This is a genomic window from Ruegeria sp. HKCCA5463, from assembly GCF_013034175.1.
GTDB lineage: Bacteria > Pseudomonadota > Alphaproteobacteria > Rhodobacterales > Rhodobacteraceae > Ruegeria.
In genome coordinates, this window is record NZ_WQFL01000005.1 from 78552 (window position 1) to 98193 (window position 19642).

Annotated in this window: 24 protein-coding genes and 1 tRNA gene; 10 read left to right on the plus strand and 15 right to left on the minus strand. The window is 57.0% G+C overall.

Annotated features, from left to right (window positions below):
• Nucleotides 1-465: 465 nt before the first annotated feature.
• The 6 genes from GOW09_RS11970 to mgrA all read left to right on the plus strand — a co-directional run bounded on the left by GOW09_RS11970 (nt 466) and on the right by mgrA (nt 6358).
• On the plus strand, nt 466-1080 hold the full coding sequence (locus GOW09_RS11970; RefSeq protein ID WP_170752082.1) for a response regulator transcription factor: 615 nt from the start codon (nt 466-468) through the stop codon (nt 1078-1080).
• A gap of 321 nt (nt 1081-1401) precedes the next feature.
• Complete coding sequence (locus GOW09_RS11975) at nt 1402-2676, plus strand: hypothetical protein (protein WP_254442733.1); 1275 nt, start codon at nt 1402-1404, stop codon at nt 2674-2676.
• 221 nt (nt 2677-2897) lie between these two features.
• On the plus strand, nt 2898-3950 hold the full coding sequence (locus GOW09_RS11980) for an O-antigen ligase domain-containing protein (RefSeq protein WP_254442734.1): 1053 nt from the start codon (nt 2898-2900) through the stop codon (nt 3948-3950).
• Between the two features lie 204 nt (nt 3951-4154).
• On the plus strand, nt 4155-4424 hold the full coding sequence (locus GOW09_RS11985; RefSeq protein WP_170636887.1) for an HlyU family transcriptional regulator: 270 nt from the start codon (nt 4155-4157) through the stop codon (nt 4422-4424).
• Between the two features lie 216 nt (nt 4425-4640).
• Complete coding sequence (locus GOW09_RS11990) at nt 4641-5165, plus strand: hypothetical protein (protein ID WP_253284199.1); 525 nt, start codon at nt 4641-4643, stop codon at nt 5163-5165.
• Nucleotides 5166-5290: 125 nt separating this feature from the next.
• Nucleotides 5291-6358 carry an L-glyceraldehyde 3-phosphate reductase gene (gene mgrA / locus GOW09_RS11995; RefSeq protein WP_170636885.1) on the plus strand — a complete coding sequence of 356 codons (1068 nt, stop codon included), beginning with the start codon at nt 5291-5293 and terminating at the stop codon, nt 6356-6358.
• Between the two features lie 193 nt (nt 6359-6551).
• On the opposite strand, the gene GOW09_RS12000 is transcribed toward mgrA, so the two are convergent.
• The 10 genes from GOW09_RS12000 to GOW09_RS12050 all read right to left on the minus strand — a co-directional run bounded on the left by GOW09_RS12000 (nt 6552) and on the right by GOW09_RS12050 (nt 12606).
• Entirely contained in the window at nt 6552-6866 is a 315-nt protein-coding gene (locus GOW09_RS12000; RefSeq protein ID WP_171118614.1) for a hypothetical protein, read from the minus strand.
• Between the two features lie 37 nt (nt 6867-6903).
• Nucleotides 6904-7398, minus strand: a complete 495-nt coding sequence (locus GOW09_RS12005) for a hypothetical protein (RefSeq protein WP_171118616.1) — start codon at nt 7396-7398, stop codon at nt 6904-6906.
• Between the two features lie 354 nt (nt 7399-7752).
• Nucleotides 7753-8094: an HNH endonuclease gene (locus GOW09_RS22860; protein ID WP_171091487.1), complete on the minus strand. Its 342-nt coding sequence runs from the start codon at nt 8092-8094 to the stop codon at nt 7753-7755.
• 148 nt (nt 8095-8242) lie between these two features.
• A complete protein-coding gene (locus tag GOW09_RS12015; protein ID WP_171118619.1) occupies nt 8243-8542 on the minus strand; it encodes a hypothetical protein in 300 nt (99 codons plus the stop codon).
• A 27-nt stretch (nt 8543-8569) separates the two neighbouring features.
• Nucleotides 8570-9463, minus strand: a complete 894-nt coding sequence (locus tag GOW09_RS22605; protein ID WP_371808052.1) for a DUF5906 domain-containing protein — start codon at nt 9461-9463, stop codon at nt 8570-8572.
• 1565 nt (nt 9464-11028) lie between these two features.
• Nucleotides 11029-11394 carry a hypothetical protein gene (locus tag GOW09_RS12030; protein ID WP_171091491.1) on the minus strand — a complete coding sequence of 122 codons (366 nt, stop codon included), beginning with the start codon at nt 11392-11394 and terminating at the stop codon, nt 11029-11031.
• Complete coding sequence (locus tag GOW09_RS12035) at nt 11394-11744, minus strand: hypothetical protein (protein ID WP_171091492.1); 351 nt, start codon at nt 11742-11744, stop codon at nt 11394-11396. The genes GOW09_RS12030 and GOW09_RS12035 overlap by 1 nt, the downstream gene beginning before the upstream one ends.
• 91 nt (nt 11745-11835) lie before the next feature.
• Complete coding sequence (locus tag GOW09_RS12040; protein ID WP_171091495.1) at nt 11836-12015, minus strand: hypothetical protein; 180 nt, start codon at nt 12013-12015, stop codon at nt 11836-11838.
• Nucleotides 12012-12389, minus strand: a complete 378-nt coding sequence (locus tag GOW09_RS12045; RefSeq protein WP_171118625.1) for a hypothetical protein — start codon at nt 12387-12389, stop codon at nt 12012-12014. The genes GOW09_RS12040 and GOW09_RS12045 overlap by 4 nt, the downstream gene beginning before the upstream one ends.
• A gap of 19 nt (nt 12390-12408) precedes the next feature.
• Entirely contained in the window at nt 12409-12606 is a 198-nt protein-coding gene (locus tag GOW09_RS12050) for a hypothetical protein (protein ID WP_171091499.1), read from the minus strand.
• Nucleotides 12607-12758: 152 nt separating this feature from the next.
• On the opposite strand from GOW09_RS12050, the gene GOW09_RS12055 reads away from it, so the two are divergent.
• Genes GOW09_RS12055 through GOW09_RS12065 form a run of 3 tightly spaced genes read left to right on the plus strand, consistent with a single transcriptional unit; the run spans nt 12759 to nt 14760 of the window.
• The gene (locus tag GOW09_RS12055; RefSeq protein WP_171118627.1) at nt 12759-13304 is read left to right on the plus strand and encodes a hypothetical protein; all 546 of its coding nucleotides are present in this window, start codon (nt 12759-12761) and stop codon (nt 13302-13304) included.
• The gene (locus tag GOW09_RS12060) at nt 13304-13621 is read left to right on the plus strand and encodes a hypothetical protein (RefSeq protein WP_171091503.1); all 318 of its coding nucleotides are present in this window, start codon (nt 13304-13306) and stop codon (nt 13619-13621) included. The genes GOW09_RS12055 and GOW09_RS12060 overlap by 1 nt, the downstream gene beginning before the upstream one ends.
• Nucleotides 13621-14760 carry a site-specific integrase gene (locus GOW09_RS12065; protein ID WP_171118630.1) on the plus strand — a complete coding sequence of 380 codons (1140 nt, stop codon included), beginning with the start codon at nt 13621-13623 and terminating at the stop codon, nt 14758-14760. Before GOW09_RS12060 ends, GOW09_RS12065 begins: the two co-directional genes overlap by 1 nt.
• 94 nt (nt 14761-14854) lie before the next feature.
• Here GOW09_RS12065 and GOW09_RS12070 read toward each other — a convergent pair.
• A tRNA-Trp gene (locus GOW09_RS12070) sits at nt 14855-14930 on the minus strand.
• A 141-nt stretch (nt 14931-15071) separates the two neighbouring features.
• Here GOW09_RS12070 and GOW09_RS22610 point away from each other — a divergent pair.
• Nucleotides 15072-15776 carry a lysophospholipid acyltransferase family protein gene (locus GOW09_RS22610; RefSeq protein WP_152458903.1) on the plus strand — a complete coding sequence of 235 codons (705 nt, stop codon included), beginning with the start codon at nt 15072-15074 and terminating at the stop codon, nt 15774-15776.
• Here the strand turns inward: GOW09_RS22610 and GOW09_RS12080 are convergent.
• From GOW09_RS12080 to GOW09_RS12095, 4 genes are read right to left on the minus strand one after another with little or no spacing between them, the layout of a single operon-like run.
• Nucleotides 15773-16018, minus strand: coding sequence for a MoaD/ThiS family protein (locus tag GOW09_RS12080; protein WP_152458904.1), 246 nt, complete (start codon nt 16016-16018; stop codon nt 15773-15775). The genes GOW09_RS22610 and GOW09_RS12080 overlap by 4 nt on opposite strands.
• A complete protein-coding gene (locus tag GOW09_RS12085) occupies nt 16011-18266 on the minus strand; it encodes a xanthine dehydrogenase family protein molybdopterin-binding subunit (RefSeq protein WP_171118632.1) in 2256 nt (751 codons plus the stop codon). The genes GOW09_RS12080 and GOW09_RS12085 overlap by 8 nt, the downstream gene beginning before the upstream one ends.
• A complete protein-coding gene (locus tag GOW09_RS12090) occupies nt 18266-18745 on the minus strand; it encodes a (2Fe-2S)-binding protein (protein WP_152458906.1) in 480 nt (159 codons plus the stop codon). Before GOW09_RS12090 ends, GOW09_RS12085 begins: the two co-directional genes overlap by 1 nt.
• Nucleotides 18742-19608, minus strand: coding sequence for a xanthine dehydrogenase family protein subunit M (locus tag GOW09_RS12095; RefSeq protein ID WP_171118634.1), 867 nt, complete (start codon nt 19606-19608; stop codon nt 18742-18744). Before GOW09_RS12095 ends, GOW09_RS12090 begins: the two co-directional genes overlap by 4 nt.
• Nucleotides 19609-19642: the final 34 nt, after the last annotated feature.

The window sequence follows — 19642 nt, forward strand, 5'->3', positions numbered from 1 at the left end:
AGCTGCTCGATATGTATGGTTGCGGGCCCTTATATTTGCGCAATGTGCATTCAGGAAAAACACAGTCCGGCGGGTCCCATCCAGCAGTTTTGAGATCACCTGTCCGGATCGGGCGTTCACAACTGGCAGACCCAAAATCTCAGGCTTTTCCAAAGTTGGTATGGGTGTTGGCTGCGCGCCTTTATGCATATCTTGGACTGACAGGAACTGCATGGAACTCTCCGATCAACGATGACAATCTGTGGCTTCAGACTGCCAATGAGACCCTGCAACCGATAGGCGAGCATCCGGAGAGGGATCGGAGAATAGGTCTATTCAAACGACCCCGCAGCACATAGCGTGGTGAAAACGGCCCGCTGAACTATCCGATTGGATATTCACCTGTCCGTCAGGAAGGCTTCATGCCATGGGTTCAATGTTTTACTAACGCATTTGGGTGTGTTTGGGGGCAGACGGAGATTTGAGATGAAAGTTCTTATTGCTGACGACCACGACCTTATTTTGGATACGCTCGTTGCCTTCATAGATGCAGCAGGCGGGATCGAGGTGGAGACCGCGCCGGATTTCCCAGCCGCGAAAACTTTGATTGAGAACGACGGAGCCTTTGATCTGGTTCTTCTGGACCTGAACATGCCCGGCATGAACGGGTTGGCCGGACTTGAAACCTGCATCGCTTTGGACGGTGCCCAGCATGTGGCCCTGTTTACCGGCGACACCTCGCGTGATCTGGCGCAACGCGCGCTAGAGCTTGGTGCAGCCGGTTTCGTCCCAAAAACTTTACCGGCTAAATCTCTGGTCAACGCGATCCGCTTTATGGCGATGGGGGAACAATACCTTCCTGCGGGTTTCATGAACGCAGAGCAGCCGGAAGACTCCCACCCCATGGCTCAAAAACTGACAGAGCGTGAGCGGCAAGTTCTGAAAGGGCTGACTGAGGGCAAATCCAACAAGGAAATCGCTCGTGATCTGGATCTGTCAGAGCCGACGATCAAACTGCATATGAAGACTTTGTACCGAAAAGTTGGTGTCAGCAATCGAACGCAGGCCGCACTGGCCGCGCGCGAGGCTGGGTTGTTCTAGGCCTAACTATCCGAAGGGATAGGGGACGCTCCCAATCCCCTCGGCCCCTAGCCTGCTGAGCGAATGATCAGCAATCAGATGCGGTGTATCACCCTTGTAAGAAAGGGTTTTTCCATGCCGCAACAGATTTCGAACTCCTCTGAGTCCACGCGCGACATGCAATTTCTGCATTGGGTGCGCATTTCCCGATCCAATTTCAGAACGCTCGGGTGGCGCCGCATCTTAAAGGGCGGGCACCTTAGCGACGTAGGCCGCCTGCCTCGTTACGTGGCATTATACCTTCTTGGGGCGAGTTGCATCTGGGCCCCGATCAGCGGCTATTTGGCGACCGCGCCTGTAAAATACACCTCTCACGCATCATTAATCCTGCCAGGATCTGGCGCTTCGGCATCGGTCAATCTGGCCAATATCGGTCAGGCATCATCATACGCGAATTCCGCCTTTGCCAACGGGTCAATCAGCCCGACCGAGACGTATAAACGTTTGTTGTCGGCCGACCGTATACTCGACGCGGCAGCCAAGACGGTAGAGGCTGACCGGGACGCGTTTGGAAAGCCGCGGGTGCAACTGGTCGATCAAACCAGCCTGATCCATATCGAGCTTCAAGCGGCCTCTCCGGCAGACGCTCAACAATATGGAGACGCCTTGGTGGCCGCCTTTTTCGCTGAGATTGACGCCCTGCGCGCCGATGAAATTGCCACCCGTGAGGCCAGCAATACCGGCGCGATCGAAGACTACACGAGCGCAATTCAGGCCACGCGGGCCGAGATCAAACAGCTGCAATCGCAAAGCGGTCTGATATCAGTCGCGCAATACCAAGAGCAGGTCGCCGCTAATGACCGTGCAAAGCAGGAGCTGCGAACGCAGGAGAGCGAGCTGGCACGCCAATCGGAACGTGTCGCCGCGCTTCAAGTCGCGTTGAATCTGCCCTCTGACGCAGCGGCGGCAACGCTGAAACTCTATGCTGATGCGCAGTACCTATCGTTGCTTGCGGATGTGTCGGTGGGGGCTGCAAAGCTGGCGCAAGCCGACGCGACCTACGGATCGCGCCACCCAATCTATGTGAATGCCCAAAACGAATATGAAGGGGCGCGTTCGGTTGCTTTAAAACGCGCGGCGCAGGTGACTGGTCTTGAGGTCGAGCAGCTCGGTGGACTGGATCGCGCGCCGGAAGGGCAACGGGCGCAGTTGCTCAGCGAGTTGGTGCGCGAAGATGCCTTGCGCGCCGGATTGGAAGAGCATGTCGCGACACAGCGCGCGCAAGTTCGTTTGGAAACCCTGCGCCTGTCAGACCTCGCCCCCATCGCCGCTGAATTGGAGGACCGGCAGAGAGATTTCGCCGTGGCAGAAGCCGTGTTCGCCTCTGCCATCGCGCGGTCCGAGTCGAAAAAGACCGATGTCTATGCCTCCTATCCCTTGATCCAAGTTCTGGAGAACCCGTCTCTGCCGACTCGCCCGTCTTCGCCGAACAAGAAGATCTCGATTGCCGCCGGGATCGTTGCAAGCCTTATGCTGCTGATGGGTTTGGTTCTGGCATGGATCCGAAACCCGCTGATCTCAAAGCTGCTGAAAGACCAGAAAGAGGCCGCAGTTTGACGCGTGTTGCCCCTCAAACGCCAGCCGAAAAGATCGTCTGGTGTACGCTGATCTGGACATGGCCGTTCTACGGGCTTGGCGCGCTGTATGTTGTCGGTCCAGTGCTAGGTTGGATGTTGGCTACGATAGCCGGGGTGTCACTTTATCTCGGCCCGGTGATCCGTTTGGATATGCGTGCAACGGGCCCTGTACCTGCTCTGGTCTGGATCTGGAGCGTTGGCATGCTGGTGATGCTGGCCTCACTTTGGGCAGGCCACGCGGACTGGAACCTTGGCACCACCAAAACGATCAAATCGAGTATCGGATGGGCAAAGGGTTGGGCGCTGATCCCGTTGTTTATCCTAGCAGGGGCGGTTTTGCCAATACGGCGCGAGGTTTTGGTTAGAGGGCAATGTGTAGTGGGCCTTTGGACCTTGTGCCTTCTGCCGTTGCTCATTGCCGCCCCCTATGCCGGTCTGCCGCATCTGCTGTTTACATCTCCCCTTAAAGCAGTGGGCGGCCCGGGACCTGAATATTTCTCGGTCTACCTGTATACAATCGACCCCGCCAGCGGCACGCCGCGGTGGCAGTTCTTTGCGCCCTGGTCGCCATTCGCAGCCTTGTTGGGTGTCTGCATGGTCCTATTTGCCCTGGAAGAAAAGCACGGCAGCTGGAAGGTCATCGGCTTGGCTGCCGGAGTTCTGATGATCCTTATGTCCAAGTCCCGAATGGGTATGGTCGGATTGGTGATCTGCTCGCTGTCACCCCGCCTCTTGCCAATTGTCGCCCGCAGCTTGGGGTGGATTCTATTGTCTGCAGTCACCACCACCGTAGCCGTTTGGGGCGCAGTCTTTGTCGAATTCGGCAACCGAGCCCTTTACAGGTTCAAATCCGCGCGCGCCGATAGTACCCGCGTACGCGAAACTCTGCAGCGTATAGCGTATGAGCGCTGGCAATCGGATGCGATGGTTTTCGGGCACGGCACAGTCAGACCCGGTGCGCATCTTGTTGAGTACATGCCGATCGGCAGCCATCACACCTGGTACGGATTGCTATTCGTGAAAGGGCTGACCGGATTTGCCGCGTTTCTCGTTCCCTTCCTCGGTCATTTAGCAATCGTCACCCTGGACGCCATAAAGTCGGAACGCGGGAGGCTGCCGCTCGGGCTGTTGCTCACAGTTCTCCTGCTGACCTTTGGAGAGAACGTTGAAATCCAAACCTATCTACTCTGGCCGACCTTACTGATGCTCGGATTGCATTTGCGAGAGGTCAAATCAGTGTGTCTGGGAAGCTGATACGCCGCTAGGATTGTTGCGACACCAGCGTAGTGTCAGACGTCGCTCTTTTGGGTTGGTTCTTCACTGCTGATAGGGACATTTTGACCTTATAAAGTGAGTACTTTCACATCGGGCAACCAACGAATTGACCGTGAAATGCTCTTCAGCCCGGCATTTAGTGGCACTAGTCGCCGACTAGAGCCGGCTGAAAGGAGCCGCCCGTTGTCTCTCTACTCAAAACTCTTCGGCGGCGTTGAGAAGTCCAAGCCGGACCCGCTCTCTTACAAAGGGTTCGAGATCTTCCCCGACCTGATGGCGGAAGGCAGCAAATACCGTCTGTTGGTCCGTTTGGAGAAGACCATCGACGGAGATCGAAAGACCCATACTTTGATCAGAGCGGATGTTTTTGAGACCCGGGATCAGGGCGAAAGCTTCAGCATCGCAAAGGCGAAACAGGTGATCGACGAGCAGGGCGAACGCATTTTCGATTAAGCAAACAGACAGCCTAATGTATGCGATGCAATCGACGGATGGTTCCGCAAAGTAGACATCCGCCCCGATCTGGCGAAAGAACGCTAAGCAGTCATTGGATGTCTTAGATACCCGATACATGCAGCTGCAATCTGGGTCCCAATTTCGTCTATTTTACAGCCTGTGCTACCCTGTTGCATTTATCGTATGCAATTGGGGGCTGAAGATATGTGGAACATGGAACAGTTTGTAGCGGACTGCCGGACCGCAGTAGATCAGGACGATTCTCACAAATCGGTGGCTGAGGTGGTGGACCGGGCGATGCGCGATCCCGCGGGCGTGACGCAAGCCTTGGGAGAGCCGACCGAAAGCGGTATTTTTCCCATTTACAAGTCAGGTGATCTGACAATCGTCAACGTCGTATGGAAGCCAGAAATGACCATAATGCCCCACAATCACGAAATGTGGGCCGTGATCGGTATTTATGGTGGTAGAGAAGATAACATTTTTTGGCGGCGCGTAGCAGATGACCCTAACGGGCGCATTGAAGCGGCGGGGGCTCGGGCATTGTCGACGGGTGAATATGCTCCGCTTGGTAAGGACCTCATTCACTCGGTTACAAACCCTATCCCTAAGTTGACCGGAGCAATCCATGTATACGGCGGGGATTTTTTTGAAGCTGAGCGAAGCGAATGGGATCCTGAAAACCTGACGGAACATGCCTATGACATATCGAAGGTTCGCGCGTTATTCGAGGACTAGTTTGCAGTTTGACAATCTACGCTGGCAATGCCTGAGGCATGTTCCGTCTATACGGCAGGCTTCGCCGATTGCCGATTTCTATCTCGTTGAATTGACACGGGGTGATGATCTCGGATTATGGACAGATGAGCAAATTACAACGCCCCCCGAAGCCTCGGCCACGCCCATTTCTTCCCAATCCGGACCGCTACGAGCAAATGGTCTATCGCCGTTGTGGGCAGTCTGGCATAAAGCTACCCGCGATAAGCCTTGGGCTATGGCACAACTTCGGTGGAGATACGCCACACCAGACAAAGCGCGATCTCTGCCGCACTGCTTTTGACTTGGGCATAACGCACTTTGATTTAGCAAATAACTATGGCCCACCGCCGGGATCGGCGGAAGAAGCATTCGGTGAAATTTTAAAAACTGATTTCGCAGGCTATCGGGACGAACTCATCATATCTACCAAGGCAGGGTACGATATGTGGCCGGGCCCCTATGGGGAGTGGGGATCACGAAAGTACCTTGTGGCCTCTTGTGATCAGTCGCTCAAGCGGATGGGGTTAGAATACGCAGATATCTTTTATTCCCACCGCTATGATCCAGATACCCCTCTGGAAGAAACTATGGGAGCTTTAGACTATATAGTGCGCTCTGGGCGCGCACTTTACGTCGGAATTTCAAGCTACAACTCGCAACGAACGCGCGAAGCGCTGGCCATCTTGAAAGACCTTGGCACGCCGTGCCTGATTCATCAGCCGTCGTATAACCTACTCAACCGTTGGGTTGAGCGGGACGGGCTGTTGGATACGCTTGACGAATTGAACGTGGGATCGATTGCGTTCACGCCACTTGCCCAGGGTATTTTGACATCGAAGTATCTGAACGGCATTCCCGAAGACAGTCGTGCGACCCAAGGCAAGTCTCTATTGGACGGCATGATCAATGAACGTTCATTGACGAGTGTCAGGGCTCTAAACGACATAGCGGCGTCACGCGGTCAATCATTAGCTCAGATGGCGCTTGCTTGGGTGCTGAGAGGGGACCGGATTACGACAGCCCTTATTGGCGCTTCGCGACCTGAGCAGATCGTGGATTGCGTAGGTGCGGTCCAGAATTTGGAATTTTCCGAAGCGGAACTCGCTAAGATTGATGAGGTCAGTTCGGAAGAGGAAATCAATCTCTGGGCGCGATCCTCGGAAATTGAGTAAGATTGTTGACCACTGATTTCTGGTGCTAGCAGGTCTTTCTGCTTAATCGCATGGCGTTTCTGCTTTGGGCTCACTGCCGTCATCTGAGGCTTTTCGTCGGATGACCGGTTCGCCGCTCTGAGCGGCCATCCGCGCTGATGTGGTTTAGGTGATGTCTTCGCATTGGCTTGTCTCTCACTTTTGCGCTTGGTCATCAGATCAACCCGTACTGTTTGGGCGTTGCGGGCCATTCATCTGGGTCCGTCTTGATCAGTTTGATGATGCCTTCCAGACCGGTCGGCCAGTTGTGGTATCGGTGATAGCCGTTGATCTTGGCCAGCGTGCGCAGTGCAGTGTGAACCTTATGGGCGGAATCGGGGTTGCCGTGACTGCCGATCATGAACGCTTGGTTCAGCCGGTCCTGATCAACGAAGGCTTTCAGGTTGTTCCTTAGCCAAAGTGTGTACGCGATCCGGTGAAGCGGGTCGTTCGGCCATTCGAGCGGCTTGCCCCCATTAGCGCGAACCATTTCTGTTTCGGTAATGTCCGATGGTAAATGAACCACATTACCCCCTGTTGATTGCGTCGTTCAGGAACGCTTCATAGCTGGTGACGTTTTCACCCCCTGGCTCTGGTTCTGCGGTCGATGGTGCTTTGGTCGCAGATGCCGCCAAGGCGATGCCATCCTTGGTGCGCAATCCCAGATCGCGGGCCAGTGCTTGCATCTGTCGGCTTAGTTCCTGCTGATGTGCATGGATCGGGCTTCGACCTGACGATCCGTTCACGTGCGTGACGATGGCGGGTGTCATCATGCACAAGATGCGGTTGTCGGCCATCTGCTGCGTCACGAACGCCAGTTCCATGATCATATTCAGATCGGCTGTCGTCCATTTGTCCGGTGCGGATCGGTACAGGTCGGCAAAGGTCTGTTTGCCCAGATCGTTCAACACTTCCAATCCGGCCACATCCGGCACGGCCACGCTGGCGGGTTCATCGGCCTGTGCGGCCTGTCGTAAGCCGGTCAGGCTGTCATTGCGTGTTTTGTGCTGTTTACGGGGCATTCGTGCAAATCCTGTCTGATTGCGCGCAAATCATCCTGAATCGCTGTATTTAGACGGTAGTATTGTGGCGTCAAATTGCCATTCGTTGCAAGATATTTGCGTGAACCCCGGTCAAATCTGAAATTAGCATGGAAAGTTTTGGACCCACGCCGGTGACGCACTCCCTAACTTTGTTTCCGACTACCCCGCCCCAGCTTGATCACGCGACCGACCATCAGCGATCCGTCATTGATCCGTTGACGATCAGTGATCAGTCATCATCGTTGCGTTGTGTGAAGATGGTGATGGGGATGGATGTTGGTGGTGGGGTGAGCACGGATGTGCTCAAGATCACAATCAATCAAAGAACGATCTTCACGTGTCGTTGTCTTCATCATCGTTGCCGTTGCAGACCGTTGACCATTCACTACCAACAGGAAATCCATCAGGTCCGATCTGTGGCGTATCCCGACGCCTACCCTTTTCCCGGTGCCGTGCGTTGTCACATGACCGGCACAGTGTCCGAAGGTTAGGTAGCCACAGGGCAAGGTCAGGGAACTGGTCGCGTGGTTTGACGTGATCCACTATTGCAGCACCAGAACGCCGAACGTCGGCACCGCAGTTCGTGCATCTGTAATTGTCACGACGTTTCGCCAACGTCCGTAGCTTCTTCCACTTTGGTGATGAATAGAACGGGTGCGTCTTCTTCTGTGCCATTGCTTATAGATTTCCAGCTAGATGATTTGGTGATTGATCGGCAGGACACCTAGGACACGTTTCGGAAACTTATTGGTCACCGGGGTATATAAGGGACTCTTTTTTCCTTACGCGTAGTAATTTCAGAAAGGTGTCCTAGGTGTCCTATTCAGGACGGTATCGGCAGTATTTTTAATTTTACGCCGCGAAAACCGCGCTGTGTTTGGGTTTTATTTTTACCAGAGGTAATTTTCAGCGGTTTGGTTTTCAGTGTTTTTAAAAAACCGTCCTGTGTCCAATCACCAACATCCCGCCCATCGATGTACGCTTTGAACACACCGAACAACATTTCACTGCTCATGAAGTCTTCCTGATCACCGGTCACGACCAATCGTTCTTCAACGAATTGACCAACTGGGTTCATCCTCATTTCCGCGTCGGCCTGCATCTGAGCGTTGATTTCTGTCACGGTGAAACGCTTCTGGCTACGAACACGCTACCAGCCTTCTACAGCCCAACGCAGGATCGCGGACCGTTCGGCCAGTAACGCGTCGAATAGTTCCGGGTCTTCCCGCCCATAGAACGAATTGGGGAAGGTCAGATAGATGAACCGGCTGGCCAGCACACCGTCAGGATCGCGCAGCAACGGAATGCTGTTGGACATAAGGATCAGGCGCACGGTCGTCTTGCCGGTCCACACGGGCTTGTTCTTGCGCTGCACGTCCACATCGTCTTCACCGGTCACGGTCAGGATCAATTCACCAATGGCACTGAAGTCCGAGTCCTTGCTCAAGCGCACGTCGGGTACCACCATCAGGCTTTTGCCCACCGCGCCTTCCATGACGAACTGATTGGCCAACAAGCTGGACCGGATCGAATAGACCAGATTGCCTTCCAGTGCCTTCAGCAACTTGATGTTGGTACCTTTGCCGGTTCGTTCGTTTCTCGCCAACGAACATGAACCCCTTCTGAAGCCACGTCGCACCGGACAGCAAGTATCCGTAAATCTCCTGCATCGACCCGATCTGATCGGGCGTGTCCAACGCTTCGTTAAAGAACGCTTCGGCCCGTGTCCCGGTCCAGACCGCATCGGCCTGCCAGTCAGCTTCGATCCATGTGTGATTGAAGAAGTCAGGCGTGTGCGCCACCAGCTTGCCGGTGTCCAGATCAAGGATGCCATTCTGAACGGATCGCCATGTTCCTGGCTCCGGTTTGTTCCATCCCGGTTCAATGGCTGCGGATCGCTTCGTGACCGCCCGCAGTGCCGCGACATAGTTCGACACCAGCACTTTGGTCGGGCTGACTTTGTGGCGTGTGATCCCGTCCTGCGTCTCTTTCTCGTAACAAACGATCTTGCTGAAGAAGTGGAATAGCACGTCTTTAATATCATCTTCGGCCATCACTTCCCAATGCGTGCCGATCCACCGATAGAAGTCGCCCCGCCAGTGGGTCAATGCGCGCCGGTCATTGTCCGTGAAGTACCCGGCAACGATCAGACGCGCTGTGTGTTCCAGATCATGGGGGTTGATGACAGTGCGGCAAGCCATGTCCACCTGACCGCCCGAAATCAGTTCGGCCACCTTGTCCACGACCGGGTCGATTTCGACCGGGACGACGCCCGGTGGCATCTGTCCAAATTCCGGCCCGCCTGCGGCCTGCATCATGGAACCGATCACGTCAGGCGGTGGTGTCATTTTGTAGACTGCACCACCATGGGCGTAAGAGTTGATCAAACCGGAATTGAAAACCATCGCCTTACCGCGACCGTCATCCGGGTCCATCGGATCGGCCAGTGACTTTTCGTGATAAAAAATCAGATCACGCATCACTTCACCGACCGTCTTTAGCCCAATCTCAGGATCATCGAACTTCAGAACGTGATCGACAGCCAAGACACCCTTGTCAGCCATGGCCAATTCGTTGCGGATCGTCTCAATCGACTTGCCGGTACGTTGCGCTTCATCTTGTGCAAAGGTGTTGCGAACGGCTTGCGCTTCATCGCTCACTTCCGCCTTCGATTGTCGGACCAGATTGTCGAATTGCGCTTGTTCTTCCGGTGTCAGGTCGGGCAACGCGATCCGTGTATCCAGCACCCCCACCCCCGGTGAAACGACAGCAGCACGGCTGGCTGCGTCCTGCACCAAGGGTTCAGCCACAAATGGCGCACCTTCAAAGATCGGGCGTTCCGGTGTTCCGACGGAACGGTCCACCAAAGACCGTTCCATCAACGCACCCCGACTGGCGACCCAATGCCAACCGAACCCAGCCAGGAACATGTGCTGGTGAAGGACTTTCAACGCTCTGTCTATGTCTGCGCTGTCCGCAACGGGCAGATACAAATGAAAGCCCCCATTGTGCGGGTAGGTTTCGCCGGTCTGGATGTTGCGCAATCCTGACGACGTGCTGTTGCGGAACACGTGACCGACTTGGGACGCGCCCGGAATATGGCCTAAAATTGCATCAACCGCCCGCACTGATTGCAGCTTTTGGCGCACTCGGTCCGGCATTCCTTTCTGGTCGAAGTCGATCAGCATCAAACCCGGCAAACCTTCGCGGTATCCTATGTGATCTTGTGACCGGGTGATGTGCGTGCCGGGTGGCATGGTCCGTGCAACCGCTTTGGTCACAAGTGGCCATAGCGTGTCGCCTGACGGGTCATTCGAGATAATCCCCAAGGTGATGCACTGGTTGGATGGCATCGTGTTTAATAGGTCTGCCAGATGGGTCAGTGTCGGCAATTGAATGGTCTGTGCTGTGCCGGTTTCCAAGGCGCATTGTTTGCTGTCGTTGTGCGGCTTCCCGCTGCCGTTCAAATAGATCGACTTCGACATGATGCCTTCGTCTTTGGTGACTAGGGTCAGGGCGAATCCTGTGGTATCGTTGGGCATCTTTAGTTGTCCTTCATCGAAGGGTTTCAGTTGGCCCGGTCCTGCCCCATGCGGTGACCGGGTCGTTTTATTTGAACGTTTGCCGCAGAACTTCAGCCGCCAGTTTACCGCCACCGAAATGGTCGCGGATCGTTGCGGCCAGCATCAGTAGCTTGGGGTCCATCGGGATTGATTGGGTCGATGGTGGCCGTGGTGGCACGGGCTCTGGTTCCGGCATCGGCTTGGCGTACTCATAGAAGCCGCCATAAGCCGGTCGATCCGTCTTGCGCACCACCGTGAAGCCAAGGTCTTTCAAAATGCGGGTCAGGCTCTGACTGACCGACATGTTCCATTCATCAGCCGGGCAGCCCATCTGGTCATACAGTTCCCGTGCGCAAACGACCGTCTTGCCGAGTGTGCGTTCGCGGACTTGGTACCGGTCAAACTCAATCATCAGCACATCCCCCGGTTCGTCATGGCCTGCGCGACCACATAGGGACACATCAACCAGCCCTGATGCACGGCAAATCCGCAGTGGAAATCATCCCACATGTGGCAGAACACAGACGCCTTCTTCATCATCTGGAACGACTGATAAGTGCGCATACCGGGCGCGACATTCTGGACAACGACCACCCAGACATTCCCCTCGGCCGGTTTCGGGGCGTCATCGTCCAACACGACGGCCATTTCGTCCTGGCTCATACGACGCAGGCGGAATTGTCGATCCGGGTGGCGTTGGAAGAACTTGCGATCCCCGGCTTGGAAATCTTGCTGGCGGCGGCGGGTTTGTGTATTACTCATTTCATACTCATGATGATGGTGGGTTGCCCGTCGGCAAAAACTGACAACCCGGTTTCAATCAGCACCCGGCCCATGTGGTCGGGTGTTCGCTTTAGTGGGTTTCGCCTTCGACCAGATCGGTAAGTGCGCTTTGGATCGGTCCAATGATTTCATCGATCATTTCCAGATGCAGGATCAATCGCGGGTAGCCGGTTTCGTCGGCAACCTTCTTCGCGCCTTCAATCGCGTCGTGAAGTTGTTGGCCGATGGCATCGATCTGTTCAGGGCTCATGCTGCCACCCGGTCAGCAAAGGTCCGAACCCACGGCCCATCACCCCATCCCATTCGGTAAGCCGTCGGCTCGTTCTCGGAACAGAAAGACCAGCGATACGGTCCGGCTTCCCAGATGACGCCCCATGCGGTCGGATCGTCCAACATGTCGTGCGTACCCGGCACGCAAAATGACAATTCAGTCGCCGGGTCTTGGCCGAACCAAGAGTCTTCCGGCTTGGCGTCATTGATGAATTTGAGCAAAGCGGCGTAAAAACCGATAGCGGCCTGCATAGCATCTGTGTACGCGTTCGGGTCAAAGTCGAACGGGCGTTCGATCAGAACGTCTTGCGGGCATCCGCCCTTCATAACGCAGTCGTAATAACGAATTTTCATGTGTCAGTTTCCTTCTGCTTCACGCGGCCAGTTCGCCGTTGGCCATCGCCGTAATGTCCCGGCCTTTCAGGCGGTACGTGCGCTGACCGGGCTGGCGAAAAGCGGGCAGGTATCCGTCACGGATCAGACGCCGGATCGAATGCGTAGCTTCGCCGGTCACTTCAGCCGCCACGCCGATGCTGTACGTCTTGTCAGGGTGAATATCGCTCAACTGCATTGCTTCAGTTCCTTTCCATCAGTGTCGATGGATCAACCGTCATTCAGCTATACTGTAACTGTCAATTACATTCTGTACGGTAACTAATTACGACCTACGGTCTTGCGACTCGTGTATCGTTACTGTACGTAGAATTAACTGATGGAACTGACATGACACACCCAGAAACATGGGCGGATCAGGCAATACCGGGGCTGTTTGCGCGAATCGCAACCGGTCAGATGGACCCTGATTCCGCGTTCGGCCCGCCCGGTCGGAACTTGGATGAACCGCTGAAAGACGCGCCGTTCATTCCCCAATTCAACGATTGGCCCGAAGTGACGAAGACCTGTCAGATGGTCGCCGCTTCGTTTCCAGAACTGGCCGCTGACGGTGGCGTGACCGATGCCGACCAGATTGTCCGGTACCGGGAATATGCAGACCGGATCACGCCAACCCTGATGAATGCCGTTATCCAAAGCCAGGAATTGCACCTGTCGGTCGATCCCAAAGACATGCTGTTTATCGCCACGCCTCTGACCGTGCGGGCGCATCTGGCCAATGAAATGCTGTCAGCCGTGCGTGACGGGTGGAAGTTCATGCAATGCGACCACTGTGGCGCGTGGCACCGCATCCGTCGCACCCGCCCCGTCAGCATGTGCAGCAACCGCTGCAAGACCGCTGCGCACCGCGCACGGCAAGCTGAGGAGGCAAACTGATGGCACTATTCAAAAAGAAGCCGACCCGACCTGATTACGTTTTTGTAGTAACGGGCCGCGAGTATGGTGAAGACGGGACGGTACATCATTGGGTTGCACAGGTCACAGATAATGAGAAGGCAGCAATTGAGTCCGGGAGACAGGTCGCGTGCATAATTGCCGACACAAAAGTGGTTGATATGCGACAGAACCCAGAATGGCCTGAAACTGTCGCCGTGTTTCTGCACAACGGTAAACACTATTCGTTTGTTGACAAAAAACCTTTGCAGGACTGGCCCATAAACGGTTGGGACTGGGTGTGGGAAAGGACCGACTAATGGCATCGATTAAGCAGAAGTCACCGGGCGTCTGGAAAGCCCGCTACCGTGCGCCCGACCCGGCCAAGGGTGGCGCAATGGTCGAACGGTCCTTCACCGTCAAGGCGGACAGCAAGCGCGAAGCGCAGGCCATCGCGGACGAAAGGGAACTGGACGAACGCCGGGTGCAAATCTCGGCAGATGCCACCAGCAGCGTGGCCGACTTTCTGGTGCATTGGGCAAACAACCGGCCCGACACCTACAAAGGCAAGCGGCCAGCACCCAAAACCATCGCGCGGGACAAACAGCATGTGGAAGTGATCAACCGCCATGTCGGGTCTGTGCGGATGCGTGAAGTATCGGCCAAGACCTTCGACAAGCTGGTGCAGGGTCTTCGGGCGGATGGTCTGGCACCGCGCACGATCAAAAACACAAGGGCTGTTCTGAAGAAGGCACTGCGGCAGGCATGGCGCGATGATGTGATCCGCGACGATCCATCTGCCAAGGCCATCGCGCCCCATGTGCCGCGCACTGAAGCGGCCTTCGCCACCTTCGAAGATGTGGATGCCATCACCGACCATCTGGAAGGCTGCATGGATCGTTTTGATCTGGCGGTCTATGTGCGCCTGCTGTTCTTCACCGGGTGCCGACCGGGTGAAGTGATCGCGATCACTTGGGATGACATTGACCTGAACGCCGGGACACTGAACATCAACAAAGTCGCGTCTGGAGCGGGTGACGATTACCTTGTCCGTCACGAAACCAAAACCGAAGGATCGACTGCGGTCCTGGCTCTGCCCGACCCGGCCATTGCCGATCTGGAAAGGCTGCGCAAAGCGTATCTGGCCGCGAAGGGTGACAAGGGTCTGGGGTGGAACCCGGAAGGCTATGTGTGGCCGGGTGCCGATGGTCTGTTGCCCATCAGGCCAACCAGCCTAGCCCGCAAGGTCCGAGTCGCAATTCGGGCCGTTGGCCTGTCTCTGACGCTCTATTCGTTCCGTCACGGTTCTGGCACTTACATGCTGGAACAGGGTGCTTCGATCAAAGAAGTTCAGGACCATCTTCGGCACTCAACTGCCCAGCTGACGACCGATACTTACCTGCATGTCACCGACCGACTCAAAGAACGTAAGGTGTCCATGTTCAACAAATTACGTTGATTTAATACTGTCGCTGTGGACCGATCTGCGGACTCGGCACCCACAGACAACGGCCCGAAAGTCGCTTAAACGTCTGTAATGTATGGAAGTTTAATGGCAGGGGCAGCAGGGTTCGAACCCGCGACCTACGGTTTTGGAGACCGTCGCTCTACCAACTGAGCTATACCCCTGTGGTGAGCCCCAGATATGACAGCCGCGCGGCGGACTCAAGAGGCTTTTTCGAATTCCACGCCACTATCTGGGCCGACAAACAAGTTGCGCAAAATGTGCAGTGCGCTAAGACAAGGTCCGGTCAGCAAAAGGAACCCCGTGTGAACCTCCGCAAGAAGATCGCAGACAGCGAAGCCGTGCTGAACTGGGTGGCCCGCCGGATTGCCACTTACATTCGATTGGTCAACCGAAACACACGCTGGCAGCGCATCGGATACGAAGAACTGGATCAGCTGGTCGAACAAGGTGAACCTGTCATCGTTGTGCTTTGGCACCAACGGTTGGCGCAGTCGCCCTATTTCTTCCCGCTGGACAAGGGGCGCATCTGTTCGATCACCTCCTCTGCCCGGGCGGGCAGCATGGTGGGCCGGGTACAAAAGCTGTTTGGCATGGACACGATCGCCATGGCCAGCAAGACACGCCACGTCGCCTTGTCACGTCAGGTTCTGGGCAAGATGAAGCAGGGTATCTCTATTGGTATCGCGGCAGACGGACCGCGCGGGCCGGAACGGGTTCTGTCGACGGTTCCGCTGGTATGGGCGCGCACCTCGGGCAAGCGCGTATTCGGTATCACCTTCTCCACGAAACATGGTCGCGAAGCGGGAACCTGGGATCACCTTCTGATGCCCCGCCCCTGGCGAAATGAAGGCGTGTTTCTGTGCCGGGAATGGACTGAAACGGTGCCCCGCAAGGCCAGCGAAGAGGAAATCGAGACCCTGCGCCTGAGCCTGGAGCAGCACATGAACGACATCACGGCAGAAGCTGACCGGATGGTCGGGCGCGAGCCCTGGTCACCTGACGCCTAACCGCCCCTGAGACGTTGCATCAGATAGACTTCGCTGCCTTCGGGAATCGGCTCGGTAAGCCCTGTGGCAATGACACGCCCGTCGATCGCGATGGAGACCCCCGCGTCAATGGGGGCCTGCAACTGCGGGTGGGCCCGGACCAGAGCCCGCAAAAGCTCTCCGGTGGTTTTGGCCTCGACCTCAACCACTTGCTGGCCCCCGGTCAGTGACCGGAGGCCGGACCAGAGGTGGACCTCAACCATTTTCCTTCAGGGCCGCCAGAATGCGCGGCGGAGACATCGGCAGTTGCTTCATCCGAACACCCGCCGCATTGGACACCGCATTGGCGATGGCGGCCAGGGGCGGCACGATGCCCGTCTCGCCCACGCCGCGCACCCCGAACGGGTGGCCCGGGTTGGGCACTTCGACGATCACCGTGTCAATCATCGGCAGGTCACTGGCAACGGGAATCCGGTAGTCAAGAAAGATCGAGTTCTGCAACCGGCCATCTTCGCCATAGATGTATTCCTCGTTCAGTGCCCAGCCGATGCCCTGCGCGGCGCCACCCTGATATTGCCCTTCCACATAGGTCGGGTGGATCGCCTTGCCGGCATCCTGAATGACCGTGTAGCGGGTGATCGATGTCTTGCCGGTTTCCGGATCGACCTCGGCATCGACGATATGGGTGCCAAAGGATACGCCCGCGCCTTCAGGGGTGGCTTCGAAATGGCCCGAAATCGGGCCTCCGGTCGATCCCATATCCGCCGTGATATCGGCCAGAGGCAGCGGGTCGAAATCCCCTGCATTGGGCCCCGAGGGCACCGCGCAGCCGTCTTCCCATTTCACCGCATCGACCGGGATGCCCCACTTGGCCGCCGCACGTTCGCACAGTTTCTCGACCGCGTGTCTTGCGGCCTTGATCGTCGCGAGGCCCGACGCGTAGGTCACGCGCGAACCATGGCTCACGTCGTTGTAACCCAGCGTCGCCGTGTCGGCGATGGTCACGCGGATGTTTTCATACGGAATGCCCAGAACCTCGGCCGCCATCAGAGCCATGGATGCGCGCGACCCGCCGATGTCGGGTGTTCCGACCATCAACTGCGCCGAACCATCCTCGGACAGTGCCAGTGAAACGCTGGTCTCGCCCCCGTGGTTGAACCAGAAACCGCAGGAAACCCCGCGCCCCTGCCCCGGCTTCAGCGGTGCCGAGTAATGGGGATGCGCTTTGGCAGCCTCAAGGGTTTCGACCAGACCGATGCGTTCGTAGGTCGGGCCATAGCTGGCCTTCGTGCCTTCATGCGCGGCATTTTTCAGACGCACATCAATAGGATCGAGGCCCAGCTTGTTGCAGAGCTCATCAATGACGGATTCAACGGCGAAGGCGCCCATGGGTGCACCCGGCGCGCGGTAGGCGGCCTGTTTCGGACGGTTCGACATCACGTCGTAACCGATCTGCTTGACGTTGGTCAGGTTGTAGGGCGCAAAGGCGCACATGGCCGTCATGTCGCCCGGGGCGCCGGGGAAGGCCCCGCCTTGCAGGCGGAAGACACCCTGCGCCGCCGTGATCGTGCCGTCTTTCTTCATGCCGATCTTCACGTCCATCGACGCAGAAGAGGTCGGCCCGGTGGCACGGAAAACCTCGGACCTGGTCATCACGATCTTGACCGGACGGTTGGCCTTGCGGCTGAGCGCCAGCGCGACGGGTTCGATGAAGACCGTGGTCTTTCCGCCAAAACCGCCGCCGATTTCAGACGCCGTGACGCGCAGCTGAGAGGTTTCGATTCCTAGCAGCGCCGCACAGGTCTTTTGCGCGATCCAGTGACCTTGGGTTGTACACCACAACTCGCCCTTGCCGTCATTGCCCAGCATGCCCAGGCAGGCATGCGGTTCGATATAGCCCTGATGGGTCGCCTCGGTGACAAAGCTGTCTTCGATAACCAGATCAGCCTCGGCAAAGCCCGCTTCGACGTCACCGTGACCGCTTTCGTGATAGCGCACGACGTTCGGGTGCATCCCTTCCGGCACCGAATAATCCGCAGCACCTTCCCGGATCACCGGCGCATCCGGGGCCATCGCTTTGTCCACATCGGTGACGTGCGGCAGCACCTCGTATTCGACCTCGATCAGTTTCAGCGCATCACGGGCCGCCAAGGCAGATGTAGCCGCCACCGCAGCAACCGCGTGCCCGTCATAGAGCACCTTTTCCCCCGCCATGACGTTTTCCAGCACATTCCAGAATTCGCCTTCGAGCCCGGACTTGAATGGGACATCGGCGAAATCGGCACGGGTCACGACGGCTTTGACATCTTTCGATGCCTCGGCTTTCGAGGTATCAATCCTGACGATCCGGGCATGGGCATGGGGTGAACGCAGAATCGCGCCGTGCAACATGCCCGGGGCCGAGATATCCGCACCGAACTTGGCCCGGCCCGTCACCTTGTCCAGACCGTCGGGGCGATCGGGGCGGGTGCCAACGAAGGTGAAATCAGTTTTGCGATCGTCCAGAGCCATTATGACGCCTCCCGCATCTCAGCGGCCGTGTCCATCACGGCGCGAATGATCTTGTCGTAGCCGGTGCAGCGGCACAGGTTGCCCGCCAGCCAATAGCGCGTTTCTTCCTCGGTCGGATTGGGGTTCTTCTCCAACAGCGACTTCGCCGCCACCAGAATGCCCGGGGTACAGATGCCGCATTGAAGCGCGGCATATTCGATCATCTTCTTCTGCAACGGGTGCAGGATGTCACCATCCGCAATCCCTTCGACGGTCTCGATCTGCTTGCCTTCGGCTTCGACACCCAGCATCAGGCACGAGCACACAAGGCGGCCATCGACGGTGACCGAACACGCGCCGCAATCACCAGTGCCGCAGCCCTCTTTGGCGCCGGTCAGGTTCAGCTTGTCGCGCAGACAGTCCAGCAGGGTTTCGCGCGGGTCGCACAGGTATTCGACTGCGTCCCCGTTCACGGTGGTGGATACGTGGAGCTTGCTCATGCGTTTTCTCCCTTCGCGCGGGCATAGGCGATCTTTGCGGCACGCTTGGCCAGAACGCCAGCGACTTCGGTACGGAACGCGATCGTACCTCGTTTGTCATCGATCGGATTGCAGGCGGCCGACGCGGCCGCGGCCAGTGCGTCAAGGGCGGCATCGTCCAAAGTGCTGCCGATGATCGCTTTGGCACAGTCTTCAACCAACAGAACGGTCGGTGCCACGGCACCCAGCGACACGCGCGCCTCGGTGATGACGTCACCATCCAGGCGGAGGTTCACACCAACGCCCACCACCGCAATGTCCATTTCGGTACGGGGGATGAAACGCAGATAGGCGTCGCCCCCATTATCGCCGCGTGCAGGGATGTTGATGGCCGAGATCAACTCGCCCTTCGCCAGCGAGGTCCTGCCGGGCCCGGTCGGGATGTCCTCAACCGCAACGTCACGCGTGCCATCGGGGCCGGTTACGGTGACGGTCACGCCTGCGGCCACCATGGCGGGCACGGAATCAGCCGCAGGTGAGCCATTGCACAGATTGCCCGTCAGCGTCGCGCGGCCCTGAACCTGAGTTGAACCGATCAGGTCCATCGCCTCGACCACACCGGGCCAGTCGCGGCCAAGCTCGGGGTGCTCGCTCATCTCGGCGCCGGTGACGGCCACGCCGATCGTCCAACTGCCGTCGGCATTGCGGGTGATGTCACGCACGCCGTCGATCTTCTTGATGTCGATCAGCGTATCGGGCGTCACCAGTTCCGAGCGCAGTTGTACCAATACATCCGTACCGCCCGCCAGAAAACGTGTGATGCCCGTCGCGTTCGCGGCCAGAGCCGAAGCTTCGGCAAAGCTGGCGGGGCTGTGATAATCCATGAAGCTACCTCGTACCTGTTGGTCAGGAATATCT

Bases quoted from the DNA above. Each gene is read 5' to 3' on its own strand.
- GOW09_RS22860 (WP_171091487.1), bottom strand. From the start codon at position 8,094: ATGGCACAGAAGAAGACGCACCCGTTCTATTCATCACCAAAGTGGAAG.
- GOW09_RS12050 (WP_171091499.1), bottom strand. From the start codon at position 12,606: ATGCAGTTGAGCGATATTCACCCTGACAAGACGTACAGCATCGGCGTG.
- GOW09_RS12090 (WP_152458906.1), bottom strand. From the start codon at position 18,745: ATGAGCAAGCTCCACGTATCCACCACCGTGAACGGGGACGCAGTCGAA.
- GOW09_RS11990 (WP_253284199.1), top strand. From the start codon at position 4,641: ATGGAACAGTTTGTAGCGGACTGCCGGACCGCAGTAGATCAGGACGAT.
- GOW09_RS12045 (WP_171118625.1), bottom strand. From the start codon at position 12,389: ATGAAAATTCGTTATTACGACTGCGTTATGAAGGGCGGATGCCCGCAA.
- GOW09_RS12030 (WP_171091491.1), bottom strand. From the start codon at position 11,394: ATGATTGAGTTTGACCGGTACCAAGTCCGCGAACGCACACTCGGCAAG.
- GOW09_RS12005 (WP_171118616.1), bottom strand. From the start codon at position 7,398: ATGCCCCGTAAACAGCACAAAACACGCAATGACAGCCTGACCGGCTTA.
- GOW09_RS12085 (WP_171118632.1), bottom strand. From the start codon at position 18,266: ATGGCTCTGGACGATCGCAAAACTGATTTCACCTTCGTTGGCACCCGC.
- GOW09_RS12055 (WP_171118627.1), top strand. From the start codon at position 12,759: ATGACACACCCAGAAACATGGGCGGATCAGGCAATACCGGGGCTGTTT.
- GOW09_RS12000 (WP_171118614.1), bottom strand. From the start codon at position 6,866: ATGGTTCGCGCTAATGGGGGCAAGCCGCTCGAATGGCCGAACGACCCG.
- GOW09_RS12065 (WP_171118630.1), top strand. From the start codon at position 13,621: ATGGCATCGATTAAGCAGAAGTCACCGGGCGTCTGGAAAGCCCGCTAC.
- mgrA (WP_170636885.1), top strand. From the start codon at position 5,291: ATGAGCAAATTACAACGCCCCCCGAAGCCTCGGCCACGCCCATTTCTT.
- GOW09_RS22605 (WP_371808052.1), bottom strand. From the start codon at position 9,463: ATGATATTAAAGACGTGCTATTCCACTTCTTCAGCAAGATCGTTTGTT.
- GOW09_RS12040 (WP_171091495.1), bottom strand. From the start codon at position 12,015: ATGAGCCCTGAACAGATCGATGCCATCGGCCAACAACTTCACGACGCG.
- GOW09_RS11970 (WP_170752082.1), top strand. From the start codon at position 466: ATGAAAGTTCTTATTGCTGACGACCACGACCTTATTTTGGATACGCTC.
- GOW09_RS12060 (WP_171091503.1), top strand. From the start codon at position 13,304: ATGGCACTATTCAAAAAGAAGCCGACCCGACCTGATTACGTTTTTGTA.
- GOW09_RS11980 (WP_254442734.1), top strand. From the start codon at position 2,898: ATGCTGGTGATGCTGGCCTCACTTTGGGCAGGCCACGCGGACTGGAAC.
- GOW09_RS12095 (WP_171118634.1), bottom strand. From the start codon at position 19,608: ATGGATTATCACAGCCCCGCCAGCTTTGCCGAAGCTTCGGCTCTGGCC.
- GOW09_RS12080 (WP_152458904.1), bottom strand. From the start codon at position 16,018: ATGGTTGAGGTCCACCTCTGGTCCGGCCTCCGGTCACTGACCGGGGGC.
- GOW09_RS12035 (WP_171091492.1), bottom strand. From the start codon at position 11,744: ATGAGTAATACACAAACCCGCCGCCGCCAGCAAGATTTCCAAGCCGGG.